The organism is Streptomyces sp. R44 (assembly GCF_041053105.1).
GTDB lineage: Bacteria > Actinomycetota > Actinomycetes > Streptomycetales > Streptomycetaceae > Streptomyces.
Genome location: NZ_CP163444.1, coordinates 7,591,413 through 7,612,155, shown reverse-complemented (window position 1 = coordinate 7,612,155; position 20,743 = coordinate 7,591,413). Strand labels below are relative to the sequence as shown.

At 72.6% G+C, this 20,743-nt stretch carries 22 protein-coding genes; 12 read left to right on the top strand and 10 right to left on the bottom strand.

Annotated features, from left to right (window positions below):
* The first annotated feature begins 10 nt into the window (after positions 1-10).
* Positions 11-1,972 carry a galactose oxidase-like domain-containing protein gene (locus AB5J54_RS35355; protein WP_369148009.1) on the top strand — a complete coding sequence of 654 codons (1,962 nt, stop codon included), beginning with the start codon at positions 11-13 and terminating at the stop codon, positions 1,970-1,972.
* 176 nt (positions 1,973-2,148) lie between these two features.
* Here AB5J54_RS35355 and AB5J54_RS35350 read toward each other — a convergent pair whose 3' ends face one another.
* Positions 2,149-3,114, bottom strand: a complete 966-nt coding sequence (locus AB5J54_RS35350) for a pirin family protein (RefSeq protein WP_369148008.1) — start codon at positions 3,112-3,114, stop codon at positions 2,149-2,151.
* A gap of 104 nt (positions 3,115-3,218) precedes the next feature.
* Between AB5J54_RS35350 and AB5J54_RS35345 the strand changes: the two genes are divergently transcribed.
* The 4 genes from AB5J54_RS35345 to AB5J54_RS35330 all read left to right on the top strand — a co-directional run bounded on the left by AB5J54_RS35345 (position 3,219) and on the right by AB5J54_RS35330 (position 5,875).
* Positions 3,219-3,563, top strand: a complete 345-nt coding sequence (locus tag AB5J54_RS35345; protein ID WP_369148007.1) for a tetratricopeptide repeat protein — start codon at positions 3,219-3,221, stop codon at positions 3,561-3,563.
* A 52-nt stretch (positions 3,564-3,615) separates the two neighbouring features.
* Positions 3,616-4,035, top strand: coding sequence for a DUF6153 family protein (locus tag AB5J54_RS35340; RefSeq protein WP_369148006.1), 420 nt, complete (start codon positions 3,616-3,618; stop codon positions 4,033-4,035).
* 95 nt (positions 4,036-4,130) lie between these two features.
* Positions 4,131-4,799, top strand: a complete 669-nt coding sequence (locus tag AB5J54_RS35335) for a DUF305 domain-containing protein (RefSeq protein WP_369148005.1) — start codon at positions 4,131-4,133, stop codon at positions 4,797-4,799.
* A 185-nt stretch (positions 4,800-4,984) separates the two neighbouring features.
* Positions 4,985-5,875: a F510_1955 family glycosylhydrolase gene (locus tag AB5J54_RS35330; RefSeq protein WP_369148004.1), complete on the top strand. Its 891-nt coding sequence runs from the start codon at positions 4,985-4,987 to the stop codon at positions 5,873-5,875.
* Between the two features lie 11 nt (positions 5,876-5,886).
* Here the strand turns inward: AB5J54_RS35330 and AB5J54_RS35325 are convergent, their stop codons facing one another.
* Complete coding sequence (locus AB5J54_RS35325) at positions 5,887-7,539, bottom strand: amidohydrolase (RefSeq protein WP_369148003.1); 1,653 nt, start codon at positions 7,537-7,539, stop codon at positions 5,887-5,889.
* Between the two features lie 30 nt (positions 7,540-7,569).
* The gene (locus AB5J54_RS35320) at positions 7,570-8,973 is read right to left on the bottom strand and encodes a cytosine permease (RefSeq protein ID WP_369148002.1); all 1,404 of its coding nucleotides are present in this window, start codon (positions 8,971-8,973) and stop codon (positions 7,570-7,572) included.
* A gap of 163 nt (positions 8,974-9,136) precedes the next feature.
* Between AB5J54_RS35320 and AB5J54_RS35315 the strand changes: the two genes are divergently transcribed.
* Positions 9,137-9,763 carry a TetR/AcrR family transcriptional regulator gene (locus tag AB5J54_RS35315; RefSeq protein WP_369148000.1) on the top strand — a complete coding sequence of 209 codons (627 nt, stop codon included), beginning with the start codon at positions 9,137-9,139 and terminating at the stop codon, positions 9,761-9,763.
* A 25-nt stretch (positions 9,764-9,788) separates the two neighbouring features.
* On the opposite strand, the gene AB5J54_RS35310 is transcribed toward AB5J54_RS35315, so the two are convergent.
* A complete protein-coding gene (locus tag AB5J54_RS35310; protein WP_369147999.1) occupies positions 9,789-11,231 on the bottom strand; it encodes an NAD(P)/FAD-dependent oxidoreductase in 1,443 nt (480 codons plus the stop codon).
* A gap of 114 nt (positions 11,232-11,345) precedes the next feature.
* On the opposite strand from AB5J54_RS35310, the gene trxA reads away from it, so the two are divergent.
* A complete protein-coding gene (gene trxA / locus AB5J54_RS35305) occupies positions 11,346-11,711 on the top strand; it encodes a thioredoxin (protein WP_041132548.1) in 366 nt (121 codons plus the stop codon).
* 73 nt (positions 11,712-11,784) lie between these two features.
* Here trxA and AB5J54_RS35300 read toward each other — a convergent pair whose 3' ends face one another.
* The 3 genes from AB5J54_RS35300 to AB5J54_RS35290 form a co-directional block, all read right to left on the bottom strand.
* Positions 11,785-12,972 carry an acetyl-CoA C-acyltransferase gene (locus AB5J54_RS35300; RefSeq protein WP_369147998.1) on the bottom strand — a complete coding sequence of 396 codons (1,188 nt, stop codon included), beginning with the start codon at positions 12,970-12,972 and terminating at the stop codon, positions 11,785-11,787.
* Positions 12,973-13,175: 203 nt separating this feature from the next.
* Positions 13,176-13,445, bottom strand: a complete 270-nt coding sequence (locus AB5J54_RS35295) for a hypothetical protein (RefSeq protein ID WP_369147997.1) — start codon at positions 13,443-13,445, stop codon at positions 13,176-13,178.
* Positions 13,446-13,612: 167 nt separating this feature from the next.
* Positions 13,613-14,647: a LacI family DNA-binding transcriptional regulator gene (locus tag AB5J54_RS35290; protein WP_369147996.1), complete on the bottom strand. Its 1,035-nt coding sequence runs from the start codon at positions 14,645-14,647 to the stop codon at positions 13,613-13,615.
* Positions 14,648-14,802: 155 nt separating this feature from the next.
* Here AB5J54_RS35290 and AB5J54_RS35285 point away from each other — a divergent pair, with 155 nt between their 5' ends.
* From AB5J54_RS35285 to AB5J54_RS35270, 4 genes are all read left to right on the top strand, one after another.
* Positions 14,803-16,044 (top strand): MFS transporter, encoded by a 1,242-nt coding sequence (locus tag AB5J54_RS35285; RefSeq protein WP_369147995.1) that lies wholly within the window; start codon positions 14,803-14,805, stop codon positions 16,042-16,044.
* Between the two features lie 82 nt (positions 16,045-16,126).
* Positions 16,127-16,834, top strand: coding sequence for an alpha/beta fold hydrolase (locus AB5J54_RS35280; protein WP_369147994.1), 708 nt, complete (start codon positions 16,127-16,129; stop codon positions 16,832-16,834).
* 14 nt (positions 16,835-16,848) lie between these two features.
* Positions 16,849-17,079, top strand: a complete 231-nt coding sequence (locus AB5J54_RS35275; protein WP_369147993.1) for a hypothetical protein — start codon at positions 16,849-16,851, stop codon at positions 17,077-17,079.
* An 82-nt stretch (positions 17,080-17,161) separates the two neighbouring features.
* Complete coding sequence (locus AB5J54_RS35270) at positions 17,162-18,574, top strand: flotillin family protein (protein ID WP_369147992.1); 1,413 nt, start codon at positions 17,162-17,164, stop codon at positions 18,572-18,574.
* Between the two features lie 67 nt (positions 18,575-18,641).
* Here the strand turns inward: AB5J54_RS35270 and AB5J54_RS35265 are convergent, their stop codons facing one another.
* Both AB5J54_RS35265 and AB5J54_RS35260 read right to left on the bottom strand, forming a co-directional pair.
* Entirely contained in the window at positions 18,642-18,854 is a 213-nt protein-coding gene (locus AB5J54_RS35265; protein WP_369147991.1) for a hypothetical protein, read from the bottom strand.
* 273 nt (positions 18,855-19,127) lie between these two features.
* Positions 19,128-19,301 carry a hypothetical protein gene (locus AB5J54_RS35260; RefSeq protein ID WP_167352222.1) on the bottom strand — a complete coding sequence of 58 codons (174 nt, stop codon included), beginning with the start codon at positions 19,299-19,301 and terminating at the stop codon, positions 19,128-19,130.
* A gap of 140 nt (positions 19,302-19,441) precedes the next feature.
* Between AB5J54_RS35260 and AB5J54_RS35255 the strand changes: the two genes are divergently transcribed.
* A complete protein-coding gene (locus AB5J54_RS35255; protein WP_369147990.1) occupies positions 19,442-19,858 on the top strand; it encodes a type II toxin-antitoxin system PemK/MazF family toxin in 417 nt (138 codons plus the stop codon).
* Between the two features lie 9 nt (positions 19,859-19,867).
* Here the strand turns inward: AB5J54_RS35255 and AB5J54_RS35250 are convergent, their stop codons facing one another.
* Entirely contained in the window at positions 19,868-20,698 is an 831-nt protein-coding gene (locus AB5J54_RS35250) for a TIGR02452 family protein (RefSeq protein WP_369147989.1), read from the bottom strand.
* Between the last annotated feature and the right edge of the window lie 45 nt (positions 20,699-20,743).

The window sequence follows — 20,743 nt, the reverse complement described above, 5'->3', positions numbered from 1 at the left end:
AAGGAGTCCCATGTCCCGCAGTAATCCGCCCCTGCCCGCCCGCCGGAGGCTCGCCACGGCGATCTCGGTCTGCGCCGCCACCGCGATGGCCGCGTCCATGGCCCTGGCGTCGGCAGGCCCCGTACTGGCCCACACCGGTCACGACGAGGGGGGCGACGCCCTTCCCTACGGCCCCGCCTCCCGAGCGGCGACCGCGCCGGTCACCGTCGACCCGGACGAGGCGGCGACGCTCGGCAAGGAGCACGCCGAGGAGCACGCCCGTACCCGGAAGGCCCTGGCCGATGTCGGCGAGTACCCGCAGACCACCCGTACGGAGCGGCTCAAGTCGCTGACCGCCTCCCAGGAGAAGGCCAACGCGTCTTTCGACGCCGCCGAGTTCGGCCGGTTCCAGGAGTACTTCCAGTCGCCGGACTTCGCGGCCCACGTCGCACTGCTGCCCACCGGCAAGGTCCTGCTGTTCTCCTTCGAGCGGATCGAGGTCAACCCGCAGAAGGAGCCCGCCCCCACCGACACGATCGGCAAGCAGAACGCCGGCCGGGCCTGGATCTGGGACCCCGCCAAGGGGACCGGTCCCGACGCGTTCACCGAGAAGAAGCCACCGGTCGTCAACATGCCCGACGGCAAGAACGAACCCCGCCCGGCCCCGTTCTTCTGCGCCGGCCACTCCTTCCTGCCCAACGGCATGCTCGGCGTCTTCGGCGGCAACCTCGGCGGCAACGGAGGCAGCGGCGCCAAGCTGAGCCTGGTCTTCGACCCCTGGGCGGAGGACTGGTACCTCAACAAGGACATGTCCGTCGGCCGCTGGTACCCCAGCGTGGTCACCGGCGCCGACGGACGTCAGGTGATCATGTCCGGCCAGTCGGAGCTCGGCTGGGGCACCCCCACCCCGGTCGTCGAGCGCTTCCCCGACGCGAGCCGCCAGGTGCCCTTCGACAAGTCGACCAAGCCGATCGGCTGGGGGGTGGACAAGCTCAAGACCGAGGCCCCGTTCAAGTGGGACTATCCGCACCTGTTCTCGCTGCGCGACGGGAAGATCTACGGACTCGGCCGCTCCGTGGACCAGCAATGGCTCTTCGACACCGCCGCCGACACCAAGACCGACCTGCCCGACCGCCCGGACGTCAACAAGGCCAAGCCTGGCCCTGATGGTGGGGAGTGGAGGCGCAACTACGGCTCCGCGGTCCCCCTGCCGGCCGGCTTCAGAGGCCCCGACTCGGTCCTGGTCCTCGGCGGCGACCGCAACGACCCGAACACCTACCGCCTGGCCGGCGGCAAGTGGAACACAGAGAAGCCCCGCGCCTTCGGCCGCACCCAGGACGACACCCTGCTCCTGCCGAACGGCAATCTGCTCACCGTCAACGGCGCCTTCGACATCCGCGACTACGGCAACGGACCGTACAACCCCAACGCCGACCTGAAGTACCGCCAGGTCGAACTGCGCGACGAGAACGGCGACTGGAAGCTCGGCCCCATCCAGCGGCTGCCGCGCGGCTACCACTCCAACGGCGTGGTCCTCCCGGACGGCCGTGTCATGATCACGGGCGACGAACTCCAGCAGCTCGCCAACGACCCCGACATCAATGACAACAACAACGGCAGCATCGAGATCTACGAGCCGGCCTACCTCCACCAGGGCAGCCGCCCCTCGCTCGGTCTGATCTTCAACCCGAGCGTCGGCTACAACGAGAAGATCACGGTGAGCACCAGCACACCCAACGAAGTCACCCGCGCCGTGCTGCTGGCCCCGACCACCTCGACCCACTCGATCAACACCAGCCAGCGTCACCTCGAACTGCGCATCAAGAGCCGCAGCGGCAACTTCCTGGAGCTTCAGGCCCCGCCGACCGCCGCCGCGGCCCCGCCCGGCCATTACATGCTCTTCCTCCTCAACGAGGAGGGCGCACCGAGCAAGGCCGGCTGGGTCCAGCTCAAGCCCCCGGCGACCGCCGCCAAGGTGAAGGCGGCCGACTGACACCTGCTGTCTCTCCGAAACGAGCCCCCAGCCCTGTCACGGGGCACGGCTGGGGGCTTGCCCCGGCGCCGTCGGTCCGACCGTTGACAGGCTCCATCGGGGATAGCCGGGGATAGCCAAGGGCCTGGTCCGGCGTCCCTGCTCCCGCCATCGACAGGGCGGCGAGAAAGCCGGGCTCAGCGCACCCGCCCCCGCGCCTTCAGCTGCGTGGGCGGCACCTCCGGGGCGTCCAGACGGTCGCCGTCGTACCCCTTGACCTCGCCGAAGCGGTCGCCGGTCATCCACGCCTCCCGCGCCACGCGGATCTCCTCGTCCGTGCGGCCCACGAAGTTCCACCACATGACGAGCTCCTCCTCGAAGGGCTCGCCGCCGAGGAGCATCAGGCCCGCGTCCGAGAGGGCGTGGAGGGGGAGCTCCGTGCGGCCGCAGCCCAGGTAGAGCATCGAGCCGGGCAGGACGGGGACGCCGTCGACCCGGGCCTCGCCGGACATGGCGAGGACCGCGTACTCGAAGTCGGGCTCCAGGGGGAGGTTCGTCTCGGTGCCCGCCGTGAGGGCGAGGTCGGCGCCGACGATCGGGGTGTACGTGGTGCCCGGCGAGGCGGCACCGTCGAGCGCGCCGAGGATCACGGTGGCGGTGAGGCCGGCCGCGGTGACGCGGGGCAGGTCGGCGTGGTGCTCGAAGTGCGGCTCGACGTGCCGGTGGGCGTCGGGGAGGGCGACCCAGAGCTGCGCGCCGTGCAGGAAGCGGGCGTGCGGCCGGGGGCTCTCCTCCGAGTGCGAGATCGCCCGGCCGGAGGTCATGAGCCCCAGTTCGCGCGGGCGGATCGTCTGCAGGCTGCCGGTGGAGTCGCGGTGCAGCACCTCGCCCTCGTGGAGCCAGCTGACGGTCTGCAGACCCATGTGCGGGTGGGGAGGGACCTGCATGCCGGGCTCGTCGGCGATGTCGTCGGGGCCGTAGTGGTCGACGAAGGCCCAGGCTCCGACCATGCGGCGGCCCAGGTTCGGGAGCAGTCGGCGGACCTCGGTCGACTCGCCGAGCTGGACGCGGCGGGGGCTGAGGAGCTCCCGTACGGGTTCGGCGACGACGAAGCCGCGGCCGCCGCACACGGTCAGCGTGGCCTGACGATCGAGATTGCTCATGACGCTCAACCCATCCTTGGTGGAATGTTCAACTAACCGGCGGTGTTGACGTGATCGACCACCCCCCAGGGTGGCAGATCGGGAGCCCCGGAAAGGGAGAGCAAGTGAGCGACACGTACTACGAGTTCGGAACGGCCGGGGAACGCTGGGACCGCGCGCAGCTGTTCTTCGAGGCGAAGGAGTACGGAACCGCCATCCGCATCCTCAGCGGTCTCGTCGCCGAACACCCGGAGCAGACGGCCCAGCGGCTCCTCCTCGCCCGGGCCTACTACCACTCCGCGCAGCTCTCCCGCGCCGAGGCCGAGCTGCGCGCCGTCCTGGAGCGCGACCCGGTCGAGCACTACGCCCGGCTGATGCTCGGGCGCACCCTGGAGCGCCAGGGCCGCCGCGACGAGGCCGCGCCGCACCTGCGGCTGGCCGCCGCCATGACGGGCGAGCTCCCGTCCTGACGCGCGACTGATACCCCCGCACGGTATCGTCGGGGCCAGGAGGCCCTGAATCGTGCGCGCACACCGAGCGGAACGCGGCAGACGAGCAGGAGGTGCCATCGGGCACCTCCTGCTCGTCGTCGTGCTCGCGCTCGGCGTGTTCCTGATGCACGCGGTGGGGCACCCCGAGGGCTCCGGCGGCGGCATGGACACCTCCACCGCCTCTCACCACGGCACCCCGGCGCAGGCCGGCGCCGCGCACCACGGCGACAGCTCCGACGCCCAACACGAGCCGGGTACGGGGATGGACATGACCACCCTCTGCGTGGCCGTCCTCGGCGCCTGGCTGCTCGCGGGGCTCCTGCGGGCCGCGCTCGGACGCCGCCCCGACTGGCTGACCCTCCTCCTCGCGCGGCTCACCCCCGCGCTCGGGCCGCACGCCCCTCCCCCACGTCCCCCGGACCTCGCACGGCTGTCCGTCCTGCGGATCTAGACCGAACCCGACGCGCACGACACGGGTCACTCACTCGTGCTTCGCGCGCCTCCGGTCGTCCCTCCGTACGCACACACAGCACACGAGGTATCACCATGCGTGCCTTCACCCACCGCACGAACCGAACGAACCGCACCCCCCGCAAGCTCGCGCTCGCTGGGGTCCTCGCCGCGGCCGGACTGCTGCTCACCGCCTGTGGCACCGACGACGGCATGAGCGGGATGGACCACGGCGGTACGTCCGCCACGTCGTCCGCCTCCACCTCGGCGTCCGCTCCCGCGGCCCCCGGCGCGGACTCCGCCCCCGGCGACTTCAACGACGCGGACGTCATGTTCGCGCAGATGATGATCCCCCACCACGAGCAGGCCCTGGAGATGGCGAAGCTCGCCGACGGCCGGGCCGAGGACCCCGAGGTCAAGAAGCTGGTCGCCGCGATCGAGCAGGCCCAGGACCCGGAGATCCAGAAGATGAAGGCCTGGCTGAAGGGCTGGGGCAAGCCCGAGTCCGCCGGGCACGGCTCCGGCCACGGCATGGCCGGGATGATGTCCGACCAGGACATGAAGGACCTGGCCGCCGCCAAGGGCAAGGCCTTCGACCGGAAGTTCGCCGAGCTGATGATCGCGCACCACGACGGCGCCGTCGCCATGGCGAAGGACGAGCAGAAGAGCGGCGGCAACGCCACGGCCAAGAAGCTCGCCGACGACGTCGTCCGGACCCAGTCCGCCGAGGTCGCCCAGCTGAAGAAGATCCTCGACCGGCTCTGATCCGGCCCGGCCCGGCCCGGCCCGGCTCCCAGGCGGCCCGTCCCGGCCCGGCCCGGCTCCCAGGCGGCCCGTCCCTCCCGTGGACGGGCCGCCCCCGCCGTAGCGCCCGAGCCTCCCCCGCCGTCGCGCTCCGTGCCGACCCTGCCGTAGCGCCCCGTGCCTCCCGTACCCCTGGCGAAAGAACGATGAAGACGTACTTCTCCGGCCGCCCGGCCACCACCCTCGGCGCCGCCCTCACCGCCGCCGCCCTCGCCCTGACCCTGACCGCCTGTTCCTCCGAGGATCCGGCCCCCGCCGACGCCGCCGGTTCCGGATCCGCGCTGAGCCACATCCACGGCCTCGGGCTGCGTGGCGACACCCTCTACGTCGCCACCCACCAGGGCCTCCACAGCCCGGACGCCGACGGCCGGCCGGTCCTGGTCGGTGACCGCCGTGACGACTTCATGGGATTCACCGTCACCGCGAAGGGCGACTTCCTCGCCGGCGGGCACCCGGCACCCGGCGGCGACGGGCCCGCCGACCTCGGGCTCATCGCCTCGGCGGACTCCGGCCGCACCTGGCGGGAGAAGTCCCTCGCGGGGAAGGTCGACTTCCACGCGCTCGACACCGCGCCCGACTCCACCGTCTACGGCTACGACAGCGCGAACGGCCTGCTGCGGGTCAGTGCCGACGGCGTGACCTGGGACGATCGCGCCGCTCTTCGCGCCCTCGACATCGCCGTCTCCCCCAGCGCCCCCGGCACCGTCCTGGCCACCACCGAGACCGGCGTGGTGCGCTCCACGGACGGAGGCCGGAGCTTCGCCCCGGCCTCCGAGCGGGTCCTCGCGTACGTCTCGTGGGCCGCCCCCGACGCCCTCTTCGGCATCGACCCGGACGGCGTCCTCCACCGGGGGACGGCCGGGGGCACCTCCTGGACCCGGGTGGCACCGGTGCCGGGCGGCGCCCCGCAGGCGCTCACCGCCGTGGACGCCCGCCGGCTGCTCGTCGCCACCCAGGACGGGGTGTACGAGTCGGGCGACGCGGGCCGCAGCTTCGAACGGCGCATGGCGGTGGAGTCCGGCGACGACGGGCACTGAGCGGGACCGGCCTACCGTCGGTCCACGACCACCTCGCCCCCCACCACGACCGTCTCCGCCACCGTGCCCGGGATCTCCTCCGGGGCGATGCGCAGGATGTCGCGGGAGAGGACGACGAAGTCGGCCAGCTTGCCCACGGTCAGCGAGCCCCGCTCGTGCTCCAGGAAGTTCGCGTGGGCCGAGCCCATCGTGTAGCCCTCGACGGCGGTCGCGACGTCGATCGTCTCGCCCGCCGTCCAGGCCTCGCCACCGCCCGGCGGCCGGCGGGTGACGGCGGCGTGGATGCCGACCATCGGGTCCATCTCGGCGACGTTCCAGTCGCTGGAGAGGGCGAGCACCGCGCCGGCCGCGTGCAGGCTGCGCAGCGGCCAGGCCTTGTGCCAGCGCTCGGGGCCGACGTTCTCGGCCCAGTCCTGACCGGGTCCCGCGATGTCGGGGGCGGCGTGCCGGGGCTGCATGCAGGCGACGACGCCGAGCTCGGCGAAGCGCGGGGTGTCGGCAGGGTCGAGGCACTCGACGTGGACGACCTGGTGGCGGGCGTCGCGCGGGCCGTTGACGGCGCGGGCCCGCTCGACGGCGTCGAGGACGGTGCGGATGCCCCGGTCGCCGGTCGCGTGGACGAAGCACTGGAAGCCGCGCGCGTCGAGCCGGGTGAGCAGCTCGGCGAACTCCTCGGGCGGGTAGAAGGTGTCGCCGCGGTGGTGGGAGCAGCCGGCGTACGGCTCCAGGAGGGCGGCGGTGCGGGGTTCGACGACGTCGTCGATGTACAGCTTGAGCGGACCGACCCGCAGCCGGTCGTCGGCGTACTCGTCGGCGGCCGTCTCGAAGGCGTCGAGGTCCGCCTCGGTGGTGCCGCGCGGGTGGAAGAGCGCGGCGACGATCCGGGAGCGCAGCCGGCCCTCGGCGCGGGCACGGTCGAAGAGGGCGAGGTCGTCGAGGGAGTTCTGCGGTTCGACGACGGTGGTGATGCCGTAGCCGATGGCGTCGTCCAGGCTCTTGGCGAGCCTTCCGTACTGCCGGTCGGTGGAGGCCCAGGGGAGGCCGAGCTCGCGCAGGGCGCGGTGGCCCTCGCGGGAGAGGCCCTTGACGGCGAAGTCCTTGACGAACCCGGTGGGCTCACCGGTGGCGGGGTCGGTGACGGCCCGCCCGTAGGGGAGGTCGGTGTGGTCGCGGTCGACGCCGAGCCGGCGGAGGGCGGCGGTGTTGAGCCAGGCGGTGTGGACGTCGTAGCTGAGGACGAGGGCGGGGGTGTCTCCGGTGGCCGGGTCGAGGTCGGCGGCGGTGGGCATCCGTCCGTCGGGGATCGCGGAGTAGTCGAAGGCCTCGGCCTCGATCCAGGCGGCGTCCGGGTGGGCCTCGTGCCAGGTGCGGATGCGTGTGTGGATCTCGTCGAGGGTGCGGGCGCCGGCGAGCTGGACGCAGGCGTCGTCGGAGCCGAGGCGGACGTGGTTGTGGGCGTCGACGAAGCCGGGCAGGACGAGCCGCCCGCCGGCGTCGAGGATCCGGGTGTCGGCTCCCGTCCACTCGGCCGCTTCGGCGTCGGCGCCGATCCAGACGATGCGGCCGGCGCGGACGGCGAGTGCCTGGGCTTCGGGGAGTGCCGGGTCGACGGTGTGGATGCGGGCCCCGGTGAGGACGAGGTCGGCGGGGGCGGTGCGGTTCATGGGGCGGAACTCCGTGTCGTACGAGAGGGGTTACGGGACGGGGGTGACGCGCCCGCGGGCGAGGAGCACGTACACCAGGGCGGAGACGACCGCGCCGAGGAGCGTGAGGTCCGCGCCGCCGAGCGGCGCGACGAGGGGGCCGGTCCACAGCTCGGAGTCGCAGGTGAGCGCGGAGAAGACGAGGCCGGCGAGGAGCGCGGTCATGCCGGCGGGGTGCCAGCCGGAGCGGTACCAGTAGGCGCCGCCCGTGTCCGCGTGCAGGCCGGCGGAGTCGTAGGTGCAGCGGCGGAGCACCATGTCGGCGAGGAAGACCCCGCCCCAGGGGGCGAAGACGATGATCAGGAGGGAGAGGAAGGAGAGGAGTGAGGTGGTGAAGTCGGTGAGGAAGAGGGCGCCGAGGGAGCCGACGGCGGTGACGGCCGCGCTGATGACGATGGCCCGGGCGCGGCTCCAGGGGATGCCGAGGACCTGGAGGTTCAGGCTCGACGAGTAGAGCGTGATGATCGAGTTGGTGACGGAGCCGCCGAGGACCAGGGCGAGGAAGAGGGGCTGGAACCAGCCGGGGAGGAGGCTCTCGGTGCCGGCGACGGCGTCGGTCATGTCGGCCTGGGTCGCGGCGGCCACGCCGGCGACGCCGAGGGCGACGGAGGAGACGAAGCCGCCGAGGGCGCCGCTCCAGGTGACCGCCTTGAGGCTGGTGGTGCGGGGCAGGTAGCGGGTGTAGTCGGCGGGCATGGGGAGGTACGAGAAGGGGCCGGCGAGCATGACGACGAAGGCGAGGCTCCAGCCGGAGGCGCCGGGCGCGGCGGAGGGGGCGGCGGTGTCGGCGCCGGGCAGGACGAGGACGAGCAGGGCGGCGAAGCCGGCGGCGAGGACGTACGCCATCCAGCGTTCGGCGAACTGGACGGTGGCGTGGCCCCAGAGGGCGACGGCGAAGGTCAGCGCGAGGGTGACGGCGAGCGCGAGGGCACGGGCGGTGTGTCCGCCGTCCCAGCCGAGGTCGCCGAAGAACGCTTCGAGGGCGAGGGTGCCCACGACGGTGTTGACGACGGTGTAGCCGATGCTGACGATCCAGTTCAGCAGGCCGGCGGGCCAGTTCCCGCGGCGGCCGAAGGCGGCGCGGGAGATGACGAGGGTGGCGGTGCCGGTGCGCACGCCGCTGAGTCCGGCCGCGCCGATGGCGAGGAAGGAGAGGCCGCCGAGCACGACGACGGCGGTGGCCTGCCAGAAGGAGAGTCCGAAGGCGACCGCGAGGGCGCCGTTGATGACGTAGGTGAAGGTCAGGTTCGAGCCGAACCAGAGCCAGAAGACGTCCTTGGCCCCGCCGTGCCGTTCGGCGTCGGGGATGGGGTCGATTCCGTGTTCCTCGACCTGGAAGACCTCGTCGGTCGCTGTCCGGCCCGTGGTCACGGGCGCCGTCTCGTGTTCGAGCACACCGCACTCCTGTCGTGGATCGATCTTGAATGCCGTTCTAAGTCTTAGAACGGCATTCAAGATGTGGGATGAGTTCCGGCCACGTCAAGCCCTTCGGCGGTTGCGGTTAAGGTCGGTCCCGAAGGAAGCGGAACGCGGAACGACAGGACTGGGGACGGCGGCGGTGGCAGGCGCGGCACGACGGCGGGACGGACACGTCACCCAGGAACGGATGCTGGAGGAGGCCATGGCGGCGATCGCCGAGAACGGCCTCGCATCCCTCACGATGTCGGCGCTCGCCGAGCGGCTCGGCACCAGCGGCGGCCACATCCTGTACTACTTCGGCAGCAAGGACCTGCTGCTGCTCGCCGCCCTCCGCTGGAGCGAGGCCGCGCTCACCGAGGAGCGGCGCACCCTGCTCGCCCGCCGGATCACGGCCGAGCGCAAGCTCGACCTCTTCCTCCGGCTCTACCTCCCGCGCGGCCCGCGCGATCCGCGCTGGACCCTCTGGATCGAGCTCTGGGCCCGCACCCCCGGCAACGCCGCGCTCCGCGAGGCACAGGCCGAACTGGACACGGGCTGGCAGCAGGACCTGGAGGCGCTGCTCGCGGCGGGCGTGGCGCGTCGCCGTTTCGCCCCGCTGGACGCCGGCGCCCGCGCCTCCGAACTCCTGGCCCTGCTCGACGGGTTGAGCACCCGGGTGGTGCTCGGCCAGGAGCCCGGCCGGGATCCCCGGCCCGCTCTGGAGGCGGCGCGCTCGGCGGCACGCGCCCTGGTCCCCGTCAACACCGATGAGAACGAAGGGGAGTGACGGGCTCTCAAACCCGGGTCAGGCCTCAGCCCCGGTACGCCTCCAGGAGCCGCAGCCACGCCTCGCTCAGCGTCGGATACGCGGGGACGGCGTGCCACAGGCGGGCGATCGGCACCTCGCCCGCGACGGCGACCGTCGCCGAGTGGAGGAGCTCCCCGATGCCGGGCCCGACGAAGGCGGCGCCGAGGACCACCTCCCGTTCGAGGTCCACGACCATCCGGGCGTGTCCCCGGTATCCCTGGGCGTAGAGTCCGGCCCCGGCCACGGACCGCATGTCGAGGTCCACGGCCCGGACCCGGTGCCCGGCGCGCTCCGCCTCGGCCAGCGTGAGCCCGACGGAGGCCGCCTCGGGGTCGGTGAACACCACCTGTGGCACGGCCGCGTGGTCGGCTGTGGCCGCGTGCGCACCCCACCGCCCGGTGTCCAGGGAGTCGTCGCCGTGCGCGCGGGCGGCGATCGCGGCGCCCGCGATCCGGGCCTGGTACTTGCCCTGATGGGTCATGAGCGCGCGGTGGTTGACGTCGCCGACGGCGTAGAGCCAGTCGTTGCCGGTGACGCGGAGGCTGTCGTCGACGTCGAGCCAGGCGCCCGGTGTCAGACCGACCGTCTCCAGGCCGATGTCCTCGGTGCGGGGCTTGCGGCCGGTCGCGAAGAGCACCTCGTCGCCCTCGACGTGGTCGCCGCCCTCCAGGACCACGGTGACCGGGCCGGTGCCCCCGTCGCGTACCACCGCGCTCACCGAGACGCCGGTACGGACGTCCGCGCCACGGGTGGTGAGCGCGGCGGCCACGTGCTCGCCGAGGAACGGCTCCATGCGCGGCAGCAGCCCCCCGCCCCGTACGAGCAGGGTCACCTTCGCGCCGAGGGCCTGCCAGGCGGTGGCCATCTCCACGCCCACCACTCCCCCGCCGACCACGATCAGCCGCTCGGGCACCCGGTCGGAGCTGGTCGCCTCGCGGCTGGTCCAGGGATGCGCGGCGGGCAGTCCCGGCAGTTCGGGGAGGAGGGCGCGGGTGCCGGTGCAGACGGCGACCGCGTGCCGGGCGGTCAGCACATGACGCTCGCCCTCGGGGCCCGTGACCTCGACCCGGCGCGGCCCGTGGAGCCTGCCGTGGCCGCGGAAGACCCGTACGTCGATCGAGTCGAGCCAGTCGAGCTGGCCCTCGTCCTTCCAGTGGCCGACGACCTTGTCCCGGTGGGCGAAGACCTCCATCGCGTCCAGCGGACCGTAGACCGACTCGCGCAGTCCCGCGACCTTGCGGGCGTCGGAGCGGGCGATCGCGGGACGGAGCAGTGCCTTGCTGGGCATGCACGCCCAGTACGAGCACTCGCCGCCGATCAGCTCGCTCTCGACGATCGCCGCGGTGAGGCCGCCGGCCCGGACCCGGTCGACGACATTCTCTCCGACCGGGCCCGCGCCGATCACCACGACGTCGTAGCTGTGCTCGTCTTCCACCGTTCGCGTCATGGGTCCCAGTCTGGTGGCAGCCGTGCGGAATAGCGCGGCTCGATACGCCGTTGTGCCGGGCGAGTCCCCAGGGGACCGTGAGGACCACGCCAGAGGACCCGAAAGGTAGGCAGTATGAGCACCGTAGAGCTCACCAAGGACAACTTCGACGAGATCGTGAGCGGGAACGAGTTCGTGCTCATCGATTTCTGGGCTTCGTGGTGCGGTCCCTGCCGTCAGTTCGGCCCGGTCTTCGAGGCGGCGTCGGAGCGGCACCAGGATCTCGTCTTCGCCAAGGTGGACACCGAGGCGCAGCAGGAGCTGGCCGCGGCGTTCGAGATCCGCTCGATCCCGACGCTGATGATCGTCCGTGACAACGTGGCCGTGTTCGCGCAGCCGGGCGCGCTGCCGGAGAACGCCCTGGAGGACGTGATCGGGCAGGCCCGCAAGCTGGACATGGACGAGGTCCGCAAGTCCATCGAGGACGCGCAGGCGAAGTGACCCACCGCGAGGGGGGTACGGGAGAGCCTCCCGTACCCCCCTCGCGTGTCGTCCGGCCTTCGGCCGAGCGGGCTCAGCGCTCCAGGACCAGCGCGAGGCCCTGGCCGACGCCGATGCAGAGGGCCGCGAGGCCCGTGCCGGAGCCGGCCGCCGCGAGCTGGTGGGCCACCGATCCGGCGAGGCGGGCGCCGGACGCGCCCAGCGGGTGGCCGATCGCAACCGCTCCACCGCGAGGATTCACGATGTCGGGGTCGAGTTCCGGCCATTCCGCGAGGCAGCCGAGCGACTGGGCCGCGAAGGCCTCGTTGAGCTCGAAGGTCGTGAGGTCGGCGAAGGAGCGTCCGGCCTTCTCCAGGGCCCGCCGGACCGCCGCGACGGGGCCGAGGCCGAAGAGCTGGGGCTCGATCCCGGTGACGGCGGAGGTACGGATCCGGGCGAGGGGTTCGCGGCCGGTCTCGCGCAGCCCGTCCTCGTCGACGAGGAGCAGGGCGGCGGCGCCGTCGTTGAGCGGCGAGGAGTTGCCCGGGGTGACGGTCCCGCCCTCGGGGCGGAAGGCGGGCTTGAGCTTGGCGAGGGCCTCCATGGACGTGGTGTCGCGGATGCACTCGTCGCGGGTGAGGTCCACGCCGGGGTAGGGGACGACCTCGTCGTCGTAGAGGCCCTTCGCCCAGGCCTCGGCGGCCTTGCGGTGGCTGGCGAGGGCGAAGGTGTCCTGCTGCTCGCGGGTGATGCCGTGCTTGTCGGCGACGAGCTCGGCGCCCTCGCCCAGGGAGACAGTCCACTCGGCGGGCATCTTCGGGTTCGTCATGCGCCAGCCGAGGGTCGTGGAGTGGAGCTGCTGGTGGCCGGCGGGGAAGGCCCGCTCGGGCTTCTGCAGCACCCAGGGGGCGCGGGACATCGACTCGACGCCGCCCGCGATCGCGACGGACGCGTCGCCGAGGGCGATGGCCCGGGCGGCCTGGATGACGGCTTCGAGGCCGGAGCCGCAGAGGCGGTTGACGGTGACGCCGGGGACGGTGACGGGCAGTCCGGCGAGGAGGACGGCCATGCGCGCGACGTCGCGGTTGTCCTCGCCCGCGCCGTTGGCGTCGCCGAAGTAGACGTCGTCCACGCGCGCGGGGTCGAGCGCGGGCGAGCGGTCGACGAGCGCGCGGACCACGTGGGCAGCGAGGTCGTCGGGGCGGACGGAGGCGAGGGCGCCTCCGAACTTCCCGATCGGGGTGCGGACGGCGTCGACGATGTAGACGTCGCGGATGCTCATCGGTTCTCTCCCACGTGACCTTCGGAACGACTCTGTTCGCCTGGTGAATCAATCTTCGCCCGATCGGGCGCGCAGAGTCTCTGCCGGACGGCCCGCCGTGTCAACGGGCCGCTTCGGGACACCGGGGAGGGGCGGCGGTCGGACGGGCCCTGGTGGGCCGCGAAGGGGCCGCAGGTCGGACGGGCCTGGTGAGCCGACAGGCCCTAGTGGGGCGCGGAGGGGCGGACCAGGGCCGTGAGGCCGTAGTCGAGCTCGCGGCCGTCGACGAGCAGCGCCTCGACCGTGAGCGTCTCGGGGTCGATGTCGGCGCGGATGCCGTGTCCCTCGTAGATCGGGTAGCCCGTCTCGCCGTGCCGCCCGGTGGCCTCGACGACGGCCGTGCGGACGGCGCTGTCCGCGACGGCGGCGCCGCCGCGGTCCTCGACGTGCTCGGGCACCAGCAGGATCTCGAACCGCTTCGGAACGTTGCTCATGCACCGAAGCTAAGCGCTCGGCAGGAGCCGCGCCCGCCCGAGCCGGGCCCGCGGCCGGCCTCCCCTGGACGCCGCACATGGCTCCGAGCCGGACCCGCCGCCGACCTCCCCTGGACGGCCCGGCCCGCCGCCGGCGCTCCGGACGACGTCCCGGGCGGCGGGCCGCCTCAGCTGGACTCCCGCCGGACCACCCGCGAGTCGAGCAGGTCGCGGGAGAGGGGCGCGGCGTCCGGTTCGCGTACGGCGCGGTCGACCAGCTCGGCCAGCTCGCGGCCGACCACCATGTCGACGCGCACGGTGCTGAGCCGGGGCCGCAGGAGCCGGCCGAGGAGCAGGTCGTCGGCGCCGATGACGGCGGTCTCCTCGGGCACGGCGATCCCGGCGTCCTGGAGCGAGCGCATCAGGAGCATGGCGTACTCGTCGTTGTACGCGAAGACGCCGTCGAGCCCGAGCTCGCGCCACCGCGCGGCGAGCGCGTCCGCCGACTCCTCCTCGTACCGCAGCGGCAGGGGTACGACGGTGGCGCCGGCGCCCTCGGCGGCGCGGCGCGCGCCTTCCAGGCGGGGTCCGGAGAACATGGTGAGGCCCGGCTCCTCGGGCACGACGACGCCGATCCGGCGCCGGCCGGTCTCCAGGAGGTGCTCGGTGGCCACCTCGCCGATCCGCCCCTGGTCCATGACGAGGGCGTGGGTGCCCTCGACGCGCCGGGTGCCGAGGGTGATCACGGCCCGGGCCCCGGAGCGCTTGAGGATCTCGACGCCCTGCCCGGTGAGCTCGATCTCGCCGAGGGAGACCACGGCCACCGGCCGCAGCTCGGCCCAGGCGCGGGCGGCCTCCTCGGCCTCCAGGCCGACGCTGCCGTACTGCACGACCGTGTAGTCGAGACGGCGCAGGGCCCACTGGAAGTCGTTGAAGAACTGGCTGTAGAGCGGCCCGACGGGGACGTGGGAGCTCGGGAGGAGCACCATGCGGCTGTGGCCGGCGCGCAGGCTGCGGGCGGCGGCGTGCGGGACGTAGCCCAGCTCCTCGGCCGCCTCGCGCACCCGCTGCCGGGTCGGCTCGCTGATGCGGACGGCCGAGGTGTTGTTCAGGACGTACGAGACGGTGGCCCGGGAGACGCCCGCGAGGCGGGCGACGTCGGCGCTGGTCGGGACCGCGCGCCCGGTGGGGCGTTCGGGGTTCTGTTCGGTTGGCTGAGTCATCGATCCGGCATCTTTCCAGACCAATCCGGCCGAGGGTCTGGCGGATGGCCGGATATGGGTGCTACACAATGCCCACACGTGTCACTGACACGTGTAACCCTATCGCTTCATCCGCTTCTCGCCCCCGCATCGGGCGATCTCTCCAGGAGGGCAAAGTGGCCCTTTCCTCCCCCGCCACCGGCACCGCCGACTCCCCCACGGGCCCTCGGCCGACGCGCGGCCTGCTGCCCCTGCTGCTCGCCGGCAACACCGCCATGTACGCGCTGTACATCGGCGTCCCCGGCATGCTCCTCGCGCTCCAGATCCAGGCCATCGACCCCGCCGACAAGGTGGCGAACTTCGGCCTCGTCTCCGGCATATCCGCGATCTTCGCCACCGTCTTCAACCCGGTCGCGGGCGCCCTCTCGGACCGCTCGGGCCGCCGCAACCCGTGGATCCTCGCCGGCGGTCTGCTCGCCCTCCCCGTGATGCTGCTCCTCGGCAGCGTCCACACGATCCTGCTGGTCACCATCGCCTGGTGCCTGGGGCAGGCCGTCATGAACATCTACCAGGCGGCCATCACCTCCGTGGTCCCCGACCGCGTCCCCATGGCCGCCCGCGGCAAGGCCTCGGCCGCCGTCGGTCTCGGCCTCCCCATCGGCTCCACGATCGGCGCGCTCCTCGGCGCGGCCTTCTCCGAGCACTACCGCACCGGCTACCTCGTTCTCGGCGCGATCGTCGCCGCCACCGCCGTGCTCTTCACCGGCTGCGCCCGTGAGGAGCGCATGCCCCCGAAGGCGGCGCTGCCCGTCAAGGAGCAGATCGCGGCCTTCGGCAGCGCCCTGAAGGAGCACGACTTCCGCTGGGCCTTCATCGGCCGCGCCCTGCTCGTGCTCGGCTACTTCGCGGTGGCCGGCTTCCAGCTGTACATCCTCAAGGACCACACCGACCTGCCCGCCGGACTGAGCCCGGAGGAGGCCGTGGCGATCCTCATGCCGGTGAACTCGGTCGCCATGGTGGTCTCCACCGTCCTCGGCGGCTGGCTCTCGGACCGCTTCGACCGCCGCAAGCTCTTCGTCGGTGCCTCCGCCGTGCTCGCCGCCGTCGCGCTGCTCATCCCGGCCGCCTCGGCGAGCTGGACCGCGATGCTGGCCTTCTCCGTCGTCAACGGCCTCGGCTTCGGCTGCTACATGGCCGTCGACACCGCCCTGGTGACCATGGTGCTGCCCAAGGCCGAGGACGCGGCCCGGGACATGGGCGTCCTCAACGTCGCCAATGCGGGACCGCAGATCGTCGCCCCCTTCGTGGCCTCGCTCATCGTCTCGCTGAGTGGCGGATACACGGCGCTCTTCCTGGTCGCGGCCGTACTGTCGGTACTCGGCGCGCTGGCCGTGCGCCCCATCCGCAGCGTGCGCTGACCCGCGTCGGCCGCGCCCCGTCCCACGGCGTGCGCCGACCCCCCGGTCGGCGCCCGCCGCGCACCGCAGGAAAGGCGGCACCGTGCGCCTGCACACCACCACTTGGGGATCCGGTGACCGGACGGCGCTGCTCGTCCACGGGATCATGGCCGACCACCGCACCTGGCGCCGGGTCGGCCCGGCGCTCGCCGAGCGCGGCTATCGGGTGATCGCCGTCGACCTGCGGGGGCACGGGGCGAGCGAACGGGCCGCGGGCCCGGAGGCGTACCGCCCGGAGGACCACGCCGACGACCTGATCGAAACCCTTTCCTCCGGCGCCGAGTTGGCGATCGGCCACTCGCTCGGCGGACTCGTCCTCGCCCAGGCGGTGGAGCGCCTCGCGCCCGCCCGAGCGGTGTACTCCGACCCCGCCTGGCACCTGGCGGCCGGCCCCTGCGGCTACCGGGCCGAGCTGTTCGTCCGGGGCAAGTCGATGACCCGGGAGCAGATCAGGGGCTTCAACCCGCACTGGCCGGACGAGGACGTGGACGTCGAGATGGCGTCGGTACGGGACTGGGACGAGCGGACGGCCCACGGCCTCACGCCGTTCGTGGGAGCCGACCTCTGGCCGGTCCGGCCCGTGGTGCCCTCCCTCGTCACCCTCGCCGATCCGAGCACTCTGGTCCGGCCGGAGCACGCCCGGATGCTGGCGGAGCGCGGATTCGAACTCCGTACCGTGAAGGGGGCGGGGCACACCGTCCACCGGGACGAGTTCGACGGGTTCATGTCCGCCCTGGACGGCTGGATCTGACGTACCGTTCAGGCATGGACGACGCGTCGATGCACAGCTCGATGGTGGGACTGCTCGGCCGGGTGACCGGCACCGTCGGCCCCGGCCTCGTCGGCGAGGTGATCGTCCGGATCCGCGGCGGGGCCGAGCACTTCCTCGCGTACCCCGCCGCGCCGAAGGAGCGGATCGAGGTCGGCACGGTCGTGATGGTCATGGAACATCTCCCTCCACGCACCGTCTATGTCACAGCCGCGTACGACAGTTGACCGAACCGTTGAGCTGCGCCCGCCACAGGCGCACACTCCCTTCACCGGATCCGCACGGCTCCGGTGAAGGGGGACCTTGTCCATGGGCATCGGCATTCTGGCGGGAGTCGTCGTCGGCGCTCTCGCCGTTCTGATCGGTGTGTTCAAAATGATGTGGCGCGTCGCGGAACCCAACGAGGCGCTGATCATCTCCGGTTCCAACCACAAGAACGAGGCTCTCGGCGACGGCATGGGGTTCCGCATCGTCACCGGTCGCGGGACCCTCGTGCTCCCCGGCGTCCAGGCGGTGCGGAAGCTGTCGCTGGACCTCAACGAGACACAGCTGTCGGTGGAGTGCGTGACGCACCAGGGCATTCCGCTGAAGGTGCGCGGTGTGGTGATCTTCAAGGTGGGTGACGACTTCGTGTCGATCGCCAACGCGGCCCGCCGCTTCCTCGACCAGCAGAAGCTGATGTCGGAGCGGGTGCACATCGTCTTCGCCGGTCATCTCCGCGCCATCGTCGGCGGGTTGACGGTCGAGGACATGATCCGTGACCGGGAGAAGCTGACCGGGCAGGCGCGGTCGGCCTGTGGCACGGAGATGGAGAAGCTCGGGCTGATCGTCGACTCGCTGCAGATCCACGAGATCGAGGACCCGACCGGGTACATCAAGAACCTGGCCGCACCGCACGCGGCCGCCGTCCAGCGGGACGCGCGGATCGCGCAGGCGGAGGCGAACCGGCGGGCGACCGAGGCCGAGCAGCAGGCCGCGGCGCGCATGTCGGAGGCGACCCGCGACAGCGAGATCCTGCAGGCGGGCTACCAGGCCGAGCGGGACCAGGCCTCCGCCCGGGCCCGGCAGGCCGGCCCGCTGGCCGACGCCGCCTCGCGGCAGGAGGTCGTCGTCCAGGAGACCCGGGTCGCCGAGCTGGAGGGCCACCGCAAGGAGCAGCAGCTCCAGGCGGAGGTCCGCAAGCCGGCCGACGCCATGGCGTACGAGACCCGGACGCTGGCCGCGGCCGAGCGTGACGCCCGGATCTCGGCCGCCGAGGCCGAGGCGAAGGAGACGGAGCTGGCGAGCGCGGCCAAGGCGACCGCGACCCGCCTGACCGGTGAGGCGGAGGCCGCCGCGCAGCACGCCAAGGGTCTGGCGGTCGCCGAGGCGACGCGGGCGAAGGGTCTGGCGGAGGCCGAGGCGATCAAGGCACGGGCGGCGGCGCTCGCGGAGAACCAGGAGGCCGTGGTCGCCCAGCAGCTGGCGGAGAAGTGGCCGGAGATCGTCTCCGCGGGCGCCTCCGCCTTCGGGAACGTCGACCAGATGGTGCTGCTCAACGGCGCCGACGGCATGGCGGACGTCTTCGCCAAGGCCCTCACCATGGGCGGGACGGGCCTCGGCCTGGCCCGCCAGCTCCTCGCGACGATGAGCCCGGCGACCCAGGAGAAGCTGGGCGGGGCGGTGCTGCCGGCGGCGCGCACGGAGGAGTCGGTGGAGATCCCTGTCGGCGACGAGAAGTAGGGGGACGCGACGAACGGGCCCGGTGCCGGGAACGGCACCGGGCCCGTTCGTATGACCGCGGCTTCGGTCAGGGGAGGGTGACGTTGTTGAGGGCGTTGTGGGTGGGCAGATGGTCCGCGGCTTCGCTCTGCTGGTCGCCGTTTCCGAAGCTCTGGGACAGGAGTCCGAGCCCGGGAAGGTTGTTGCCGACGCTGTCGGCCGACGCCGCCCCGGCGGAGGCCAGGACGGCGGTGACGGCGACGGCGGCGGAGGCGAGGACACGGCGGTGGAAGATCGTCATGCCGAGCTCAACGACGCGAACCGCGACAGGGCACGAGGCTTACGCCCACAGAGCGGGGTCGACCGGCGCCTGGCTGTGACTGTCGTCCCCCGCCCTGGAGTTACGGGACATAGATGGAGAAGTACCGGTTGTCGCCGCCGTGACAGTCCCACTGTCGGACGGCCGCGCCGCCCGCCTTGCGGCGAGGCCATCCAGGATGTGCCCTGAATGTGCCCCGCCGTAGCTGCCGATCATCGAATCAGCAGCTCAGAGGCCGTTCTTGCGGCCGTCCGGTCAGTTGTGGCCGAACTTGCGCTCCTTGCGGTGGGACGCGTGCTCGACGAGGGATGTCGGTGCCACGTCTCTCGTGGGGGTCGGCGCGCTCTTCTCCTTCGCGGCCGCCTCGGTGCGGTGCTCATGGCCGCCGGTACGGGCTCCCCGGTTCGTCCGGGTCTGTTTCTTGCCCACGATCGTGCCTCCCGTGACGGGTGTCGGACGATGGTCCGTATGCCCTCAGCCTGGCACGGGGGTACGAAACCCGCATGTCAGACGGGGAGCGTACGGATCCGGCCCCCGGGCCGGACCCGACAGGCCCTACGGTGACCCCCATGACGACGTATCCGCACTCCACGACCGAGGCCGATCCGCATCTGATCGGGCCCGTCCGCACCTCCTACGCGCCGGACCGTGACGGCGCGCCCGACCCCGGGGAGATCGTCTGGACCTGGGTGCCGTTCGAGGAGAACGACGGCAGGGGCAAGGACCGGCCGGTGCTCGTGGTCGCGCGGGAGGATTCCGGCACCCTGCTGGCGGTCCAGCTGTCCAGCAAGCGCCACGACCACGACCGGGAGTGGGTGGCGATCGGGACGGGGTGCTGGGACCGCGAGCGGCGCGAGTCCTGGGTGGATCTGGACCGGGTGCTCCGGGTGTCCGAGACGGGGATGCGGCGCGAGGCCTGCGCTCTGGACCGTCCGCGGTTCGACCGGGTGGTCGGGCGGCTCGTGGAGCGGTACGGCTGGTCCTGACCCTGCCGGTCAGGCGCTCGCGCCCAGGACCCGCTGGAAAGCGGCCAGTGTCGGGGTGCCGGACGCGCGGTCCAGGACGGCGAAGGTGATCTCCTCGAAGTGGCCGGCGAAACGGCCCTCGCCGGTGAGGAGGGTCTGGAAGGTGGCCGCGACCTCGGCCGGGTCGTTCTGGAAGACGCCGCAGCCCCAGGCGCCGAGGACGAGCCGTCGGTAGCCGGCCGCGGCGGCCGTCTCCAGGACGCGTTCGGCGCGGGAGGCGAGGACGGCCGGTACGCGGCCGGCGAGCCGGGGGGTCTGACGGCGCACGACGCCCGCGTTGGGTGCGGGCGCGGTGAGGAAGCCGACCGCGAAGGGCTCCGGGAGCAGGGCGCCGCGGTCGTCGCGGAAGACCGGGACCCGGGGCGAGTGGATGACCCGGTCGGTGTAGAAGGCGTCCCGCTCGGCGCGGTGGTGGGCGTAGTAGTCGGGGGCGCGCAGCAGGGTGGCGTGGAGGGCGGAGGCCCGGCAGAGGGCCTCCTCCTGGGCCTGGGCGCCGTTGAGGTAGCCGCCGCCCGGGTTGCGGGCCGAGGCGAAGTTCAGGACGGCGACGGGGTTCCCCGGGTCGGCGCGCCACATGCGGCGGGCGGCCGCGAGGCTGCTTTCGGGGGTGACGGTGAGGGTGGGCGTCCGGTCGGTGTCGGGGGTGACCGGGACGGGTTCGGGGCCGTGGAGCCGGGTTCCGGCCAGGGCCGCGGCCAGGTCTTCGGTCAGGGAGACCGTACGGCCGTCGGGGGCGCGGTAGTGGCCCGCCGCGACGATCTCCTCGGTCCGCCGCGCGATCTCGCGCAGTCGTGCACTCATAACTCCCAGCATGATCGTTTCATCCTGGTGGGAACAACGGGTTTT